This is a genomic window from Salinicola sp. NYA28a, from assembly GCF_976982775.1.
Genome location: NZ_OZ334582.1, coordinates 3,474,641 through 3,491,879, shown reverse-complemented (window position 1 = coordinate 3,491,879; position 17,239 = coordinate 3,474,641). Strand labels below are relative to the sequence as shown.

The 17,239-nt window shown below is 58.2% G+C and carries 9 protein-coding genes, 2 tRNA genes and 3 rRNA genes; 11 read left to right on the top strand and 3 right to left on the bottom strand.

Translation table 11 applies throughout. The annotated features are described in order from the left end of the window. The first annotated feature begins 73 nt into the window (after positions 1–73). The 9 genes from ACWHY3_RS15735 to ACWHY3_RS15695 all read left to right on the top strand — a co-directional run bounded on the left by ACWHY3_RS15735 (position 74) and on the right by ACWHY3_RS15695 (position 9,559). Positions 74–829, top strand: a complete 756-nt coding sequence (locus tag ACWHY3_RS15735) for a (Fe-S)-binding protein (RefSeq protein WP_071231405.1) — start codon at positions 74–76, stop codon at positions 827–829. After that, positions 826–2,313 carry a LutB/LldF family L-lactate oxidation iron-sulfur protein gene (locus ACWHY3_RS15730; RefSeq protein WP_448126932.1) on the top strand — a complete coding sequence of 496 codons (1,488 nt, stop codon included), beginning with the start codon at positions 826–828 and terminating at the stop codon, positions 2,311–2,313. The genes ACWHY3_RS15735 and ACWHY3_RS15730 overlap by 4 nt, the downstream gene beginning before the upstream one ends. Next, complete coding sequence (locus ACWHY3_RS15725; RefSeq protein WP_087720399.1) at positions 2,310–2,966, top strand: LutC/YkgG family protein; 657 nt, start codon at positions 2,310–2,312, stop codon at positions 2,964–2,966. The genes ACWHY3_RS15730 and ACWHY3_RS15725 overlap by 4 nt, the downstream gene beginning before the upstream one ends. Positions 2,967–3,548: 582 nt before the next feature. Next, positions 3,549–5,089: ribosomal RNA gene (locus ACWHY3_RS15720) — 16S ribosomal RNA — on the top strand. Between the two features lie 67 nt (positions 5,090–5,156). Beyond that, a tRNA-Ile gene (locus tag ACWHY3_RS15715) sits at positions 5,157–5,233 on the top strand. Positions 5,234–5,371: 138 nt separating this feature from the next. Beyond that, a tRNA-Ala gene (locus ACWHY3_RS15710) sits at positions 5,372–5,447 on the top strand. 261 nt (positions 5,448–5,708) lie between these two features. Next, positions 5,709–8,600: ribosomal RNA gene (locus tag ACWHY3_RS15705) — 23S ribosomal RNA — on the top strand. Positions 8,601–8,786: 186 nt separating this feature from the next. Continuing rightward, a 5S ribosomal RNA gene (gene rrf / locus ACWHY3_RS15700) occupies positions 8,787–8,901 on the top strand. Together the 16S, 23S and 5S rRNA genes with 2 tRNA genes alongside form the textbook arrangement of a ribosomal RNA operon. A 457-nt stretch (positions 8,902–9,358) precedes the next feature. Beyond that, positions 9,359–9,559: a hypothetical protein gene (locus tag ACWHY3_RS15695; RefSeq protein WP_087718319.1), complete on the top strand. Its 201-nt coding sequence runs from the start codon at positions 9,359–9,361 to the stop codon at positions 9,557–9,559. A gap of 325 nt (positions 9,560–9,884) precedes the next feature. On the opposite strand, the gene ACWHY3_RS15690 is transcribed toward ACWHY3_RS15695, so the two are convergent. Beyond that, positions 9,885–12,437: a membrane-bound PQQ-dependent dehydrogenase, glucose/quinate/shikimate family gene (locus tag ACWHY3_RS15690; RefSeq protein ID WP_448126931.1), complete on the bottom strand. Its 2,553-nt coding sequence runs from the start codon at positions 12,435–12,437 to the stop codon at positions 9,885–9,887. Between the two features lie 388 nt (positions 12,438–12,825). Here ACWHY3_RS15690 and ACWHY3_RS15685 point away from each other — a divergent pair. Next, positions 12,826–13,685 (top strand): IS5 family transposase gene (locus ACWHY3_RS15685; RefSeq protein WP_110650779.1). Its coding sequence is split into 2 segments (ribosomal slippage): positions 12,826–13,195 and positions 13,195–13,685, totalling 861 coding nucleotides; the frame shifts between segments, so codons are not numbered across the junction. Here the strand turns inward: ACWHY3_RS15685 and ACWHY3_RS15680 are convergent. Beyond that, positions 13,664–14,704: an IS30 family transposase gene (locus ACWHY3_RS15680; RefSeq protein ID WP_448126930.1), complete on the bottom strand. Its 1,041-nt coding sequence runs from the start codon at positions 14,702–14,704 to the stop codon at positions 13,664–13,666. The genes ACWHY3_RS15685 and ACWHY3_RS15680 overlap by 22 nt on opposite strands. Positions 14,705–14,756: 52 nt before the next feature. Between ACWHY3_RS15680 and ACWHY3_RS15675 the strand changes: the two genes are divergently transcribed. Beyond that, positions 14,757–15,515 carry a hypothetical protein gene (locus ACWHY3_RS15675; protein WP_448126929.1) on the top strand — a complete coding sequence of 253 codons (759 nt, stop codon included), beginning with the start codon at positions 14,757–14,759 and terminating at the stop codon, positions 15,513–15,515. Positions 15,516–15,646: 131 nt separating this feature from the next. On the opposite strand, the gene ACWHY3_RS15670 is transcribed toward ACWHY3_RS15675, so the two are convergent. Beyond that, positions 15,647–17,026, bottom strand: a complete 1,380-nt coding sequence (locus ACWHY3_RS15670) for an IS1380 family transposase (protein WP_399590022.1) — start codon at positions 17,024–17,026, stop codon at positions 15,647–15,649. Between the last annotated feature and the right edge of the window lie 213 nt (positions 17,027–17,239).

The following is a 17,239-nucleotide window of genomic DNA, read 5'->3' as shown; positions in this document are numbered from 1 at the left end:
GTAAAACCAAAGCGGGCTTGCGAAGGCGTTGTCCAGCGCCCACGGCAGAATCCCGACGAACCAGGACCATGACATGACGCCAGTCAAGCTCTATCCCGCCAAGCCCGAGAAGGTTTATCTGTTCGGCACCTGTCTGATCGATCTCTTCTATCCCGAGGCGGGGATGGATGTCGTTCACCTGCTCGAGCGGGAGGGAGTCGAGGTCATCTACCCGGACGATCAGACCTGCTGCGGTCAGCCCGCCTACACGTCCGGCTATCATGACGAAGCGCGTGCCGTCGCTGCCGCGCAACTCGATCTGTTCCCGGAACCGTGGCCGATCATCGTGCCGTCGGGCTCCTGCGGCGGAATGATGCGCACGCACTACGCTCAGCTCTTTGCGGATAGCGAACGCCAAGCGCAGGCAGAAGCGGTAGCGTCGCGAGTCTTCGAACTGACCGAATTCCTGGTCCATGTCTGCCACGTGCGGCTGGTCGACCGGGGAGAACCGCAGCGACTGGCGATGCATACGTCGTGCAGCGCTCGGCGGGAGATGGGGCTGGCGGAGACGGGGCCGCAGCTACTTCAGCAACTGAGTAATGTGACGCTGGTCGAGCAGGCGCGCGCCGCGGAATGCTGTGGGTTCGGCGGCACCTTTGCCGTGCGTCACCCGGAAGTTTCCGCGGCGATGGTGGCCGACAAAGGTGCGGCGCTCGAAGCCGCGGAGGCGGAGCACTTCGTGACGTCCGATTGCGGCTGTCTGATGAATATCGATGGTCATCTCCAGCATGAACGGCGCGCGCTGCGTGGCGAGCATATCGCCAGCTATCTATGGAGGCGCACGGCATGAATACGCCTTCGACGGCCAAATCCCCCAAAGAAACGCTTCAGGGCGGGGCGGCGACGCCGGAGGTCCAGACGTTCGACCCGCGGCATTTCCATGCGCAGGCGCACGATGCGCTCAACAATCCGCAGATCCGAGACAACTTTCGCAGCGCAATGGATGGGCTGATGCGCAAGCGTCGGGATGTCTTTGCCGAGTGGGATCTCGAGACGCTGCGTCAGCTGGGCGCCAATGTGCGCGCCCGAGCGCTGGCCAGGCTGCCGGACCTGCTCGAGCAGCTCGAGCGCAACTGTCAGGCCAACGGTATCCAGGTTCACTGGGCAGAAAATGGCGACGAGGCCTGCCGCATCATTCGAAAGCTCTGCGAATCGCGGGGCGCCAGGCGGATGATCAAGGGCAAGTCGATGGTTTCCGAGGAGATGCACCTGAACGCGCATCTCGAAGCGGCGGGCATCGAGGCGCTGGAGTCGGATCTCGGTGAATACCTGGTGCAGATGGCCCACGAAACGCCATCGCACATCATCATGCCGGCGATCCACAAGAATACCGGCGAGATCGCCGATCTCATGCATGACAAGACCGGCATCGCGCGAACGCTGGATGCCGATACGCTGACGGCGGCAGCGAGGGCTCAGCTCAGAGAACGCTTCCTGACCGCGGACGTGGGGCTTTCCGGTGTCAATTTTGCGGTGGCAGAGACCGGCACGCTTTGCCTGGTGGAAAACGAGGGCAATGGGCGGCTGACCACCACGGTGCCGCCGGTGCATATCGCGGTGACGGGGATCGAGAAAGTCGTCGAGCATCTGCAGGATGTCGCGCCTCTCTATGCCTTGCTGACGCGCTCTGCCACCGGGCAGCCGGTGACGACCTACTTCAACATGATCTCCGGGCCGCGCAGGACCGAAGAGCACGACGGCCCGCGAGAGGTCCATCTGGTGCTGGTCGACAATGGCCGGTCACGTATCTATCAGGACGACGAACTGCTCGATACGCTGCGCTGCATCCGCTGCGGTGCCTGCATGAATCATTGTCCGGTCTACACGCGTGTCGGCGGGCACGCCTACGGCACGACGTATCCGGGGCCCATCGGCAAGATTCTGATGCCGCACTTGCTGGGGCTGGATGCGACGCGCGATCTACCCAGTGCGTCCAGTCTGTGTGGCGCCTGCGGCGAAGTCTGTCCGGTCAAGATTCCGATTCCCGATCTGCTGGTGCGGCTGCGCAAGGAGTCCGTTGGCGAGGGGCGAGGCAACGTGCCGGGTGCCGGCGTCAAGCGTAATGCCAAAGAAGTCGCGGCCTGGAAAAGCTGGCAGTGGGTAGCGACGCATCCCGCTTTCTGGAGGTTGGGTACGGGAGTGGCCGGGCGCTTTCGCCGGCTATCTCCCGGCCACCTGCCGCCATGGACGGACTATCGCGTGGCGCCCAAACCCGCGAGCAAGACACTGCATGGCATGATGCGAGAGCGGTGCCGAACGGAGAGCGACTCATGAGTGCAAGGGAAGCGATTCTCGAACGCCTGCGCCAACGCCTGGATGGCGATATTGCGGTTCCGACCAGCGACTTTGCCGTCATGACGGCGCGAGGCTGGAACCGGGAAGAGCGGCTGGCGCGTTTCGAAGCGATGATCACGGCCGTACGAGGCGAGGTGGTGAGGACGTCCCGCGCGGACTGGGCTCGGGCTCTGGTTCAGGTCCTGGCCGACAAAGGAGTCGGAACGCTGGCGTTGGGGCGTCTCCATGACGTGGCTAGCGAGGCTCGAGGAACGCTGGCGGCGCATGACATCGAAGTGGTCGACGCCGATCGGGATATTGAAAGCTGGAGTCGGGAGCAGTTCGAGGATGTCGATGCGGGCCTGACATCGACTCTGGGCGGTATCGCCGAAACCGGCAGTCTCTTCCTATGGCCTACACCGGACGAGCCGCGGCGGTTGAGCCTGGTGCCGCCGCTCCATATCGCGGTATTGGATGCCGACCATGTTCACGACACCTTCTTCGATGTGCTGCGCGACAAATGCTGGGCAGATCGGATGCCGACCAATGCGCTGCTGATCTCGGGGCCGAGCAAGACGGCCGATATCGAGCAGACGCTGGTCTATGGCGTGCACGGGCCGAAGCAGCTCGTCGTGCTGTTGCGCCAGGCTTGAGGCACTGCTGACGACGCGGTCAGAGGCGTGCTTTGAGCCTATCGTGTCAGGTAATTGTTATCGATTTCACTTTTTTTGAGTCAGGGGCTTGCCAAGCGGGCATCGGATCCGTAAAGTACGCATCCGCTGACGCCGAGACAGGGTTTTGGAGGCAGCGGAGAAGAAGGCCAAGCGTTTGATTTGATTGAATAAATCGGTTGACGCAAGGCGGTGAAGCCGGTAAGATCGCTTCCCAGTTCTTCGAAGGATCGGCTCCACCAGGTTTGACCGGAGCCAGCGGGATTCAACGAAAAAAAGATGTTGACATCGCCGCCAAGATCCTTAAAATACGCCACTCCTTACGGCGGTCCAGAAAACAAGCGCTGACAAGCACTTGGGTTTGACGGCAGAAGCGAAACGCTTCAAGTAGGGACGCTCTTTAACAATCGATCAGGTAATTGATGTGGGCGCTTGTTCTCGCGTGACAGCCAGTCACGACATATCGAGGCAAGCGACTCGTCAAGATTCGTTTGACCTTGAACCAAGTTTGGTCCGCTTTTCACTCTATCTTCGGATCGAGAGAAGTAAGGACTATCAGACTTTAAACTGAAGAGTTTGATCATGGCTCAGATTGAACGCTGGCGGCAGGCCTAACACATGCAAGTCGAGCGGCAGCACGGGGAGCTTGCTCCCTGGTGGCGAGCGGCGGACGGGTGAGTAATGCATAGGAATCTGCCCGGTAGTGGGGGATAACGTGGGGAAACCCACGCTAATACCGCATACGTCCTACGGGAGAAAGCGGAGGATCTTCGGACTTCGCGCTATCGGATGAGCCTATGTCGGATTAGCTAGTTGGTAAGGTAACGGCTTACCAAGGCGACGATCCGTAGCTGGTCTGAGAGGATGATCAGCCACACTGGGACTGAGACACGGCCCAGACTCCTACGGGAGGCAGCAGTGGGGAATATTGGACAATGGGCGAAAGCCTGATCCAGCCATGCCGCGTGTGTGAAGAAGGCTTTCGGGTTGTAAAGCACTTTCAGCGAGGAAGAAAGCCTCTGGGTTAATACCCCAGAGGAAAGACATCACTCGCAGAAGAAGCACCGGCTAACTCCGTGCCAGCAGCCGCGGTAATACGGAGGGTGCGAGCGTTAATCGGAATTACTGGGCGTAAAGCGCGCGTAGGTGGCTTGGCACGCCGGTTGTGAAAGCCCCGGGCTCAACCTGGGAACGGCATCCGGAACGGCCAGGCTAGAGTGCAGGAGAGGAAGGTAGAATTCCCGGTGTAGCGGTGAAATGCGTAGAGATCGGGAGGAATACCAGTGGCGAAGGCGGCCTTCTGGCCTGACACTGACACTGAGGTGCGAAAGCGTGGGTAGCAAACAGGATTAGATACCCTGGTAGTCCACGCCGTAAACGATGTCGACTAGCCGTTGGGACCTTTAAGGACTTAGTGGCGCAGTTAACGCGATAAGTCGACCGCCTGGGGAGTACGGCCGCAAGGTTAAAACTCAAATGAATTGACGGGGGCCCGCACAAGCGGTGGAGCATGTGGTTTAATTCGATGCAACGCGAAGAACCTTACCTACCCTTGACATCCAGAGAAGTTGGCAGAGATGCCTTCGTGCCTTCGGGAACTCTGAGACAGGTGCTGCATGGCTGTCGTCAGCTCGTGTTGTGAAATGTTGGGTTAAGTCCCGTAACGAGCGCAACCCTTGTCCTTATTTGCCAGCGAGTAATGTCGGGAACTCTAAGGAGACTGCCGGTGACAAACCGGAGGAAGGTGGGGACGACGTCAAGTCATCATGGCCCTTACGGGTAGGGCTACACACGTGCTACAATGGCCGGTACAAAGGGTTGCGAGACCGCGAGGTGGAGCGAATCCCAGAAAGCCGGCCTCAGTCCGGATCGGAGTCTGCAACTCGACTCCGTGAAGTCGGAATCGCTAGTAATCGTGAATCAGAATGTCACGGTGAATACGTTCCCGGGCCTTGTACACACCGCCCGTCACACCATGGGAGTGGACTGCACCAGAAGTGGTTAGCTTAACCTTCGGGAGAGCGATCACCACGGTGTGGTTCATGACTGGGGTGAAGTCGTAACAAGGTAGCCGTAGGGGAACCTGCGGCTGGATCACCTCCTTAAACGATTAGCTTAGCGTGGTTCAAGCGCTCACAATCAATTACCTGATCGGCCAGAGCAAGACTGTTTGGGTCTGTAGCTCAGTTGGTTAGAGCGCACCCCTGATAAGGGTGAGGTCGGCAGTTCGAGTCTGCCCAGACCCACCAAATTTTATCCAGTTCCACGTTATTTCGTGACTCGCATAGCAGGCTATGCGTCGCCCCGAAATGCCTCGATCTGAATAAAATTAAATAGATCAAATAAAAGAGAAAGTCTTCTTGGTTCTTTTTACGATCTGTCTATCCGGGGCCTTAGCTCAGCTGGGAGAGCGCCTGCCTTGCACGCAGGAGGTCAGCGGTTCGATCCCGCTAGGCTCCACCACTCTCTCGCGACAACCGAGAGACAAGCGCAACCCGACAGTCTGACCATAAGTTTTAAGCTATACGCTTGACGTGACGATGAAACACTCGTGACAGCAAGCTTACAGCTTACAGCTTAGAGCTTATCGCTCTAAACGCTCTTTAACAATTTGGATCATGCTGACAGTTCTTCTCTCTAGAGAAGAGCAAAACGAGATACGTCTCAAGCGTATCCGGCAATTGTCGAATGATTAATCACTGACCAGACTCCTTCGGGTTATATGGTCAAGCGATTAAGCGCACACGGTGGATGCCTTGGCAGCCAGAGGCGATGAAGGACGTTGTAGCCTGCGATAAGGTTCGGTGAGGTGGCAAACAACCTGCGACCCGGACATTTCCGAATGGGGAAACCCATCCAGCACAAGCTGGATATCCCACACTGAATCCATAGGTGTTGGGAAGCGAACCGGGAGAACTGAAACATCTAAGTACCCCGAGGAAAAGAAATCAACCGAGATTCCCCCAGTAGCGGCGAGCGAACGGGGAGTAGCCCTTAAGCATGTGACTGGTTAGACGAACGCGCCTGGAAAGGCCGGCCATAGTGGGTGATAGCCCCGTAGTCGAAAACCTGAATGTGTGAAATCGAGTAGGTCGGGGCACGTGAAACCCTGACTGAACATGGGGGGACCATCCTCCAAGGCTAAATACTCCTGGCTGACCGATAGTGAACCAGTACCGTGAGGGAAAGGCGAAAAGAACCCCGGAGAGGGGAGTGAAATAGATCCTGAAACCGTGTGCGTACAAGCAGTGGGAGCAGACTCGTTCTGTGACCGCGTACCTTTTGTATAATGGGTCAGCGACTTATATTCAGTGGCGAGCTTAACCGTATAGGGGAGGCGTAGAGAAATCGAGTCTTAACTGGGCGACCAGTCGCTGGATATAGACCCGAAACCGGGCGATCTATCCATGGCCAGGGTGAAGGTTGAGTAACATCAACTGGAGGCCCGAACCCAAGTATGTTGAAAAATGCTGGGATGAGCTGTGGATCGGAGTGAAAGGCTAATCAAGCTCGGAGATAGCTGGTTCTCCTCGAAAGCTATTTAGGTAGCGCCTCACGTATTACCGCCGGGGGTAGAGCACTGTTTCGGCTAGGGGCCCATCCCGGGTTACCAACCCGAGGCAAACTCCGAATACCGGTGAGTAGAGCGTGGGAGACACACGGCGGGTGCTAACGTCCGTCGTGAAAAGGGAAACAACCCAGACCGTCAGCTAAGGCCCCCAAATTCTGGTTAAGTGGGAAACGATGTGGGAAGGCATAGACAGCTAGGAGGTTGGCTTAGAAGCAGCCATCCTTTAAAGAAAGCGTAATAGCTCACTAGTCGAGTCGGCCTGCGCGGAAGATGTAACGGGGCTCAAACCAGATGCCGAAGCTACGGGTGCATCCTCTGGATGCGCGGTAGAGGAGCGTCGTGTAAGTCTGTGAAGGTGTGTTGAGAAGCATGCTGGAGATATCACGAGTGCGAATGCTGACATGAGTAACGACAAGGGGAGTGAAAAACTCCCCCGCCGGAAGACCAAGGTTTTCTGTTCTATGCTAATCAGAGCAGAGTGAGTCGGCCCCTAAGGCGAGGCTGAAAAGCGTAGTCGATGGGAAACGGGTTAATATTCCCGTACCGGATGTGATTGCGATGGGGGGACGAAGAAGGCTAGGTGAGCCAGGCGTTGGTTGTCCTGGTGAAAGTCAGTAGGCTGAGGACTTAGGCAAATCCGGGTCCTTTAGGCCGAGAGACGAGACGAACGGACTACGGTCCGGAAGTCATCGATGCCACGCTTCCAGGAAAAGCCTCTAAGCTTCAGATCACATGCGACCGTACCCCAAACCGACACAGGTGGTCAGGGTGAGAATCCCAAGGCGCTTGAGAGAACTCGGGTGAAGGAACTAGGCAAAATGGCACCGTAACTTCGGGAGAAGGTGCGCCGGCTTAGGGTGAAGGACCTCGCGTCCCGAGCTTGAACCGGTCGAAGATACCAGGTGGCTGCAACTGTTTATTAAAAACACAGCACTCTGCTAACGCGTAAGCGGACGTATAGGGTGTGACGCCTGCCCGGTGCCGGAAGGTTAATTGATGGTGTTAGCCCTCGGGCGAAGCTCTTGATCGAAGCCCCGGTAAACGGCGGCCGTAACTATAACGGTCCTAAGGTAGCGAAATTCCTTGTCGGGTAAGTTCCGACCTGCACGAATGGCGTAATGATGGCCACGCTGTCTCCACCCGAGACTCAGTGAAATTGAAATCGCAGTGAAGATGCTGTGTACCCGCGGCTAGACGGAAAGACCCCGTGAACCTTTACTATAGCTTCACACTGGACGCTGATGTTGCTTGTGTAGGATAGCTGGGAGGCTTGGAAACCGGGACGCTAGTTCCGGTGGAGCCAACCTTGAAATACCAGCCTGGCATCATTGGCGTTCTAACTTGGCACCGTGATCCGGTGTGAGGACAGTGTGTGGTGGGTAGTTTGACTGGGGCGGTCTCCTCCGAAAGCGTAACGGAGGAGCACGAAGGTACCCTCAGCACGGTTGGAAATCGTGCATTGAGTGCAAGAGCATAAGGGTGCTTAACTGCGAGACAGACACGTCGAGCAGGTACGAAAGTAGGTTCTAGTGATCCGGTGGTTCTGTATGGAAGGGCCATCGCTCAACGGATAAAAGGTACTCCGGGGATAACAGGCTGATACCGCCCAAGAGTTCACATCGACGGCGGTGTTTGGCACCTCGATGTCGGCTCATCACATCCTGGGGCTGAAGTCGGTCCCAAGGGTATGGCTGTTCGCCATTTAAAGTGGTACGCGAGCTGGGTTTAGAACGTCGTGAGACAGTTCGGTCCCTATCTGCCGTGGGCGTTGGAGATTTGAGAAGTGCTGCTCCTAGTACGAGAGGACCGGAGTGGACGCACCTCTGGTGTTCCGGTTGTCACGCCAGTGGCATCGCCGGGTAGCTATGTGCGGACGGGATAACCGCTGAAAGCATCTAAGCGGGAAGCCTTCTTCAAGATGAGATCTCCCCGAGACTTCGAGTCTCCTAAAGGGTCCAGCAAGACTAGCTGGTTGATAGGCACGGTGTGGAAGCGCTGCAAGGCGTTGAGCTAACGTGTACTAATGCCCCGTGAGGCTTGACCATATAACCCCAAGGGGTTTACGACACCGGTACGAGACGTACCGCGTGCGGTCGGTGATGATCACCGACAGACTGGATACGCCCTGCCTCGTAGAGCGGGCAGGCGAGACGTGTCTCAGTCAGCATGATCCGAATCGGTTGGGATGATGGCAATTTGCAGTCACGCCACGCATCCCGACGTCAGTTTTGCCTGACGACCATAGCAAGCGGGAACCACCTGATCCATGCCGAACTCAGTAGTGAAACCGCTTAGCGCCGATGGTAGTGTGGGGTCTCCCCATGTGAGAGTAGGTCATCGTCAGGCACTTATTTCGAACCCCGGCCATTGGTCGGGGTTCATTCGTTTAGGGGTCTCCCATGGAGAGCGCCGGACGACGGGTGGCCGCCCCCGTCATCGTCAGGCATCTATCCCGAAACCCCAGCCCACAAGGCTGGGGTTTTTTTATGTCCGCAAGAAACGTCACGGGCCACCCAGCCTGTCATAGCGGCATCGCGATGACTTGGTGGCCTCATGGCGAAGCCCGTATGGGTATGTGGATAAGGGTGAGCTTGAAGAGAGCCCTCCGTTACTTCGCTAGCGCCATTCTTGATATCTCATGGCAAGGGACGGAACCCCTTGACGCCAGAAGCAGACACTTTTGCCCATTTTCGAATAATTAGGAGAAATTAGGGAAGGCTGCTTTGAAGTTGGCTGATTCCGCAATCTGTGGCTATGGTTGTTAGGGCAAATACATGGAAGCAGTTGCTCAGGAGAATGCGAGATGCGCACTGACCTATTGAAAAAAATGGCAATGGCTATGCTACTGGGCCTGATGGCATTTGGCGTTGTGGCTTGCGATAACGACGAAGGGCCAGCAGAGGAAGCCGGAGAGTCGGTCGATGACGCCGTGGACAACGCAGGCAGCACGATGGAAGATGCTGGCGAAGACATTCAGGATCAGGCAGAGGATGCGCAGAATTAATTCTGTCATGGTGCCCGCGTAGGGTGAGAGGAAAAACTCTGCGTTTATCACCATGGTTTACCTGAAAACTAATCAGGCGATCATGGAGAAAAGGCCCGAGTGCCGTGCTTACGGCGCTCGGGCTTTTCATTGCTATCGATATGAAACGTCTAATAGTTGAGTATCGAGATAGCCTTGGCCTTCACTATCACTATTTCGCAATAAAAGAACGGGCGGTGATGTCCACGACACCACCGCCCGTTAATCCTTTATAACACTTATTTTATTACCAACTCCCCGCACGGATTTTATCCCGACAGGGAGTGGTGCTGGCTAAAGCCATTGATCAGCTATCGTCACTTTTCGGGAGTGCATAGGCGATCACATAGTCACCGGAAGGGGTTTCCATGAAGTGGTGCCCGGTGGCGACGATAACGACGTACTGACGTCCATTGGCTTCATACGCCATCGGGTTGGCTTGGCCGCCCGCCGGTAGCGGAGCCTGCCACACTGTCTTGCCACTTTCGATGTCGATGGCACGAATGAGATCGTCAGTCGCGGCAGCAATAAAGATCAAGCCACCAGCGGTCACCACGGAGCCGCCATTGTTGGGCGTGCCGATATCGATGGGTAGCCCTGAACGAATGCCCCACGGGCCGTTGGCACGGGCCGTGCCTAGCGGCCGATCCCATAGCGTATCGCCGCTGGCCAGATCGATGGCGCGGATATGACCATACGGCGGCTGCTTGCAGAGCATGCCGGTGTAAGGCACACGCCATCCAGCGTTGACGTTGATCGCATACGGCGTATTGGCCTGCGGATCACCGGCACCCTCGGCGCCACCACTATCTTCCTGCTGTTCCTCGCGGGGCACCCAGCCCAGTTTGTTGGCGACGTCACGCGGTACGAGTTCGTTGTAGTTGGGCATGTCGTTGTAGTTGGCAATGATGACACCGCGACGCGGGTCGATCGCCACGCTACCCCAGTCGGAGCCGCCGTTGTATCCGGTGTACTGGATCCACGGCTGCTCGGCGGTCGGCGGGGTATACATGCCCTTCCAACTGGCCTGATGATACTGAATGCGGCAGAACAATTGGTCGAATGGGGTCATGCCCCACATATCCTTCTCGTCGATGTCCGGCTGACGCAGTGTTGCGTAGAGCGAGAAAGGTTGCGTCTTGCTGCGCTGCTCCGGCTCGGCGCCGCCCTGGGGAACCGGGCGCTCTTCGGCGCCGCCGCCCAGCAGCTCACCCGTCTCACGGTTGAAGACGTAGATCTCGCCCTGCTTGGTCGGCATGACCAATGCCGGCACCTTGCCATTGTCGGTGGGGAAGTCGATCAATGTCGGCTGTGAGCCCGGATCGTAATCCCAGACGTCCTTGTGCGCCGTCTGGAAATGCCATTTCGGCAGGCCGGTTTCGACGTCCAGGGCAATCATCGAACTGGCCCACTCGTTTTCCTCGGGCGTTCGCGAACTGCTCCAGTAATCGCCAGCGCTGTTGGCCATCGGCAGATAAACCAGGCCGAGCTTGCTGTCACCGACAGCGGTCGTCCACATGTTGGGAGAGCCGCGCACATAGGTTTCATCGCCGCTCAGGGGTTCGCTCTGATCCGGACGGCCAGCATCCCACGCCCAGAGTAGCTCGCCGGTTACGACGTCATAGCCCTTGATCACGCCGGAGGGCGGATAGCGACGCTGGCCATCCAGGACCTGGTGACCCGTGACGAGCACGTTGCGCACGACGACAGGCGCTGAGTTGATGGAGACATACCCTTCCGGCGTCTCGCCCATATTGCGCTTGATATCCACCTGACCATTGTCACCGAAGCCGGTGCACGGTTCGCCGGTCGCGGCATCGACTTCGATCAGGCGGCCGTCAAGGGTGCCCGAAATGATGCGCGCCTGGCAGGACTGGTCGTCATTCGAAGTGACGGCCATCTGGTTCTGCGATGCCTCGCTGTCCGGCGCCTGGGCTTCATCGTTGCCTTGTGGCTCGTTTGCTGCCGTGGACTGGCTCGGGTCCGCTGATTGACCCGCGTTCGACGATTGATCTTCCGGCACTTCGTAATACGTCACGCCGCGGCATGCAGCCGTGTAGGGGATGGCGTCCTCGGAAACCTGCGGATCGTAGCGCCAGTTCTCCTCGCCGGTTGCAGCGTCCAGGGAGATCAGGATGTTGCGCGATGTGCACAGAAAAACATCGTTCCCGATTTTCAGCGGTGTAGTTTCAGCGCCCCAGCGATGATCGAGAATGTCACCGGTACGATACTGCCAGGCCACCTGCAGGTCGCCGACGTTATCCGGCGTGATCTGCTCGAGAGGCGAGTAGCGCGTGGCCGCCGAGTCACGACCATAGGCGGCCCAGTCGCCCGGAGCCGGCGTATCGGCTGGCTGGGCGTTGCCGACATCCGTCGATAGCGATGCATCGGCTATCGCAGGTACATCCTCGAGATGCTCGTAGCCGCGGTTGGGAAGGAACGCTAGCGCGCCGGCCACCACCAGGCCCAGAAACAGGACGCCTGCCAGCGAGAATCCGGCCTTGCGGGAGGGGCCGTTCTTCAGCGCTGGGATAACCAGCGCGACCAGAATGGCCAGGATCAGCACGATATCCAGCCGAGGAATCCAGCGCCAGTAATTCAGCCCCGATTCCCAGGCCGCCCACAGGAAGGTACCGATAAAGACGATCCCGTAAATAACGGCGCCGGAAATCTGGTTGCGAAACAGTTGGATGCCAGCAACCAGCATCAGCACACCGGCGATAAGGTAGTACCAGGAACCGCCTAGCGTCGCCAAGTAAGCGCCGCCGGCTCCCAGAGCCAGACCAACGAGCGCAACAATGATTCCGACGAGCTTGGCAAAAATGCTCCCTGCACCGCCGGAAGAAGTCGTATTGGCCACTGTATTCTCCCTTGAATGATATTTGATGTTAGGTTGGTCATGCTCCGAAGCGACCAACTGCCTGATGCGATAAGCTGTGGCATGAAGTAAGGGTAGTCACGGTCATCCAAGCTGGCGATCAATTCCGTCCGAAACCCAATCAGTTCCTTGCCTGCAACTTCTCCGAGGCACCTCTCCCATACGACAAAGGTTTAAGGACCGTAACAGATTTGTTACGGTAAAAGCGAAGCAGGCTAACAATAGCTCCTCACTGCTTCCTATCAAGACCTTAGAATTCGTACAAGGGAACGACAACGTGGGCGGTCTCAAGTTCCAAGCGCAACGCTACGCTTTGTCTGAAAAATGATGTCTTGCTAGCCTTTCCTCCCTCAGACTTGGAGGTATTGTCATGGCAGGACGTTACGAGATTTCCGATCAGGGTTGGACATTGATTGAAGATATCGTTTCGCCTGGCACGCCCGCTGGGCGTGGACGCCCACGCCGCGATGACCGGCAGATGCTCAACGGCATCTTCTGGATCCTCTGTTCCGGCGCCAAATGGCGGGATCTGCCCGAACGCTTCGGCCCATGGAAAACGGTCTACCAGCGCTTTCGTCAGTGGCGAGATGACGGCACACTCGAACGCAGCCTGTCACGCCTTCACCTGAAGCTTCGGGAAGATGGTTACATGGATCTCGATACCTGGATGGTGGACTCCACCTCGATTCGAGCGACTCGCTCTGCCGCTGGTGGCAGTAAAAAAGGGGCTCTGGAGAACGGGTAGGCCATGCGCTTGGACGAAGCCGAGGCGGCCTGACCACCAAGATTCACCTGGTTTGCGATGCCAATGGCGTTCCCCTGAGCTTCCTGCTATCGCCTGGTCAGCATGCCGATTCACGCTATCTCGTTCCTGTCATGGAGCAGATCCGCTTGCCAGGTCATACGGGACGTCCCCGCAAGCGCTGCCGCCATCTGCTGGCCGACCGAGGTTACGATAGTGATCGATTGCGTCGCTACTGCGACCGGTACGGAATACGACCGACGATCCGGCACCGACAGATGCACCGTCGCCCCAAGCCAGGACTACCCCGCCTGTTCGAGCGCCCGCGTTATCGGCGTCGCAATGTGATAGAGCGTCTATTTGGCTGGATGAAGGAAAAGCGGCGACTTTGTACTCGCTACGACAAGCTGGCAAAAAGTTACCGTGCCATGGTCACGCTGGCCTGCATCGAGCGCTGTTTACGGGTCTATTTTTCAGACAGAGCGTAGTGGACACGATTGCCCTGCCCAGCAACAGAGCGCTGCAGGACTTCCGTAAAAACCTCAAGGGGTGGCCGCCAACCCAGCGTTTGACGAGGGCGTTCATTGAGCTCGTCAGCCACCGCATCCAATTCCTCCTGGCTGTACACCGAGAGATCCGTGCCTTTGGGAAAATACTGCCGTAGTAGTCCATTCGTATTTTCGTTACTTCCCCGCTGCCAGGGGCTGTGTGGATCAGCGAAATAAATCGCTGTACCCGTCTTCTGAGTAATCTCAGCATGGCGTGTCATCTCTCGCCCCTGATCGTAAGTCATCGACAAACGAAGAGCGCGAGGAACGTCATTTAGCTTATCGCTAAAAGCGACTGACGCCGCGGTGGCCGTCGTGCCATCCATCCTTGCCAGTATCACCAACCGAGTGGTCCGCTCGACGAGTGTACCAATCGCACTACGGTTGTCCGCCCCCATGATCAGATCGCCTTCCCAGTGGCCGGGCATGACACGATCTTCAATTGAGGCTGGGCGTAGATGGATGCTGACCAGATCTGGAATTTGCTGGCGCCGATCCCGCCCACGACTCCGGGGACGACGCTTGCTCTGGCCTTGCCGCAGGCAAGCGATGAGTTCTTTCTTGAGCGACCCACGCGGCATAACATAAAGCGCGTTGTAGATGCTCTCGTGCGATATTTGACGGTTGGGATCATCCGGATTCATACGCTTGAGTGTGCGGCCTATCTGCTGCGGTGACCAGTATCGCCTGAGCCGGTGAAGCACGAATTCGAAGAGTTCTCCGTCAGGGCAGAGTTTCGGCAGGCGGCGCGGTTGTTCACGGGTCAACCGTGCTCGATGGCCTGCCAGCGACGCATCGTAGTGATGGCATGTAGCAAGGGTATGACGCCGAAGCTCTCGCGAGACGGTGCTGGGAGCTCGACCCAAATGGCGGGCCATGGATCGGATGGAATGAGTTGCCTGCATCAACATGATGGCAGCTCTCTCTTCGGCGCAGAGATGGTGATAGCAATGAGTCATGACAACACCTTAGCTAACAGTTCGGGTGTTGCACTTGGTTATCGAGACCGCCGTGACTTTGAAGAACTTCAAGTCCCTCGGTATTGCCGTGGGCATGATGGCGTGCGTACCGTCAGCACTGGCGCAATCCCCTCAAGACAGCGAAGCCATTCAACGCCGGCTCGATGCGTTGCAGCAGCAGGTTCAGCAACTGCAGCAGCAATTGGCGGAACAGCGGGCCAGCCAGCAGGCAGATAGTGTTCAGACTCGTCAGATCGCCGAAGAAAACCGCTCCCTGCTGGACGAGGTGGGTACGCCACAGTTCACTGGGCTCGTCGAACTTGGTTACACTTTCAACGACTGGGACGAAGCCAGCAAGGACACCACGGGCGACGTCGATTTCGGGAAATTCATTCTCGGGATGGACGGTGGCGAAGGGCCGCTGTCGTACTCTTTCCAGTACCGTTTATACGACGACTACAATTTCCTGCATCACGCCTGGGCGGCCTATCAGTTCAGCGATAACGACAGTGTCAAGCTGGGGCTGTTCCAGACGCCGTTCGGCAACATGGATTACGGCTATCTCGGTTGGTACGGCACGCTGCCGTATCTGGCCGGGTTCAATGACAACCAGAATGCCGGTGTTGCCTGGAATCACAGCCAGGGCGCCTGGGATACCAGCCTGGCCTTCTTCAAGAGCGACCAGCTCGGCGACGAGAACGATCATTACCCCGCCTCATTCACGAGGGTGCTGATTGAGCGGTCTGAAGGTACTGACTGGTGGCATCGCTTATCAGGATCGGCTTCTTCAGCGCGAATAGCTGTTGAGTAATGCCAAAACGCTGAAATTTCCCCGCTTCCTTATAGCTCTTTGGAATCAATGGCGACCGTCCAAGCAGCCGTGATCGCCGCCCGCCGCTCCGGTCGCTCGCTTTCTGATGCTGTGGTGGTCTCGCAGAAGCGTCAGCTCAGTGCGGTCAGCTTCGGCAGCCCCTTCAGCAGCGTCGGCCACCACTTGTCGGCGGCGGCACCCAGATGAACGGTGATTCGCCGAGCGTGCAGTCTCAGCGTGGCGGCGACCTTCAGCACCTGCTCGCGCATCCGGCTGAGGCTCCAGCCTTGCCGGGTCTGCCGCTCCAGCAGGCAGCGCAGGCCATGCAGGACCTGGTAGGCGTAGAGGCTGAGCAGCAGGCTCACCTCGTTGCGTGCCATCACGTCCTGAACGGTGGAGGCGCCGCGATCGGTCGACGAGAGGTGCACGTCGAGCGCCGACTTCACCTCGCCCATGTGCGCCTCGGCGCTGCCGCGCTTGCGGTAGAGCGCCAGGACCTTCTCCGGCGGCCAGTCGAACTTGCCGAGGTTGGTGACCAGGAAGAAGGCATGCAGCAGCAGGTCATCGGGGCGTTCCTGCACCACCAGCACCACGCGACGCGGTGCCGACCAAGAGCCCGCTTGATACTCCAGATCGTGGCACCACTCGCGAGGCTGCTCGGGTGGCCGGCCGGGTGGCCGCTTCAGGTGCGGTGCCGCCAGTTTCTGCAGGCCGGAGTGACTGCGCAGTCGGCCCAGGTACTCGATGTCGCACTCTTCCAGGGCCTCCAGCGTCGCGTTGTCGGTGAAACCGGCGTCGATGCGCACCCGAACCTGGGCGCCGGTGCTCTCGTTGAGTCGCCGCACCAGATGCGGGATCCAGGTGTCGGCGTTCTCGGCCGGGCCGGCGTTGCCCTCGCGCAGCAGGCCGCCCACCATGTCGCCGGTTTCTGCCAGCGAGGCGACCAGCGGTGAATAGATCCGCGCGCCGTACAGGCCATGATAGGCCGAGCCGCCCTGGTGGCCGTGGACCTCGATCGGCAGGCCGTCGATGTCCAGCGTCAGCTGCTTGGGGCGCTCGCCGTTCTTCAGCGCGGTCAGGCGCCAGATCACCAGTCGCAGCAGGCCTTCGTGCACGGCATCGATATTGTCGCAGCGCCCGAGGCAGGTCAGCAGCCGCGACAGCGTGGCTTGAGAGGGCCGGTCCTGGGCCAGGGGCGTTGTCCCGCGCGCATCGCTGCAGGCCAGCTGCCAGAGCGGATCACGGCGCAGCGTGTCGGTATCGCTGAGGTCGATCCAGCCCATCGCACGCTGCAGCACCAGGGTACGCAACTGGCTGGCCAGCGAATGAAGGATGCGCAGCGGGTGGCGTCGATCGACCAGATTGTCTTCCAGCGCCTCAATCACGCCGCTGTTGTCGAGGGCCTCACGCAACAGCAGAGCGCCGCTGTCGCTGGTAGTGCGCTGGCCGCTCAGCTCGACACGGACAGCGCCGTTGCATGAGGGCGTCCAGGTGGATAGGCTTTCACCCATAGCGGATGGCTCTCTTGGTTCAGATTCTTGGCGGAACACACTGAATTTTCAAGAGAATACCATCCGCTATCTTCGTTTTCGGGCCGGCCTCATGAATAAGCCGGGATTACGGCGCCAATCCGATTGGCAGTAGCGATCAGGGCAATACCGAAGAGAACCAGCTTGCTGCCCGCATTGCCTACACCTTCAATCAGGGTACGGATTACACCACCG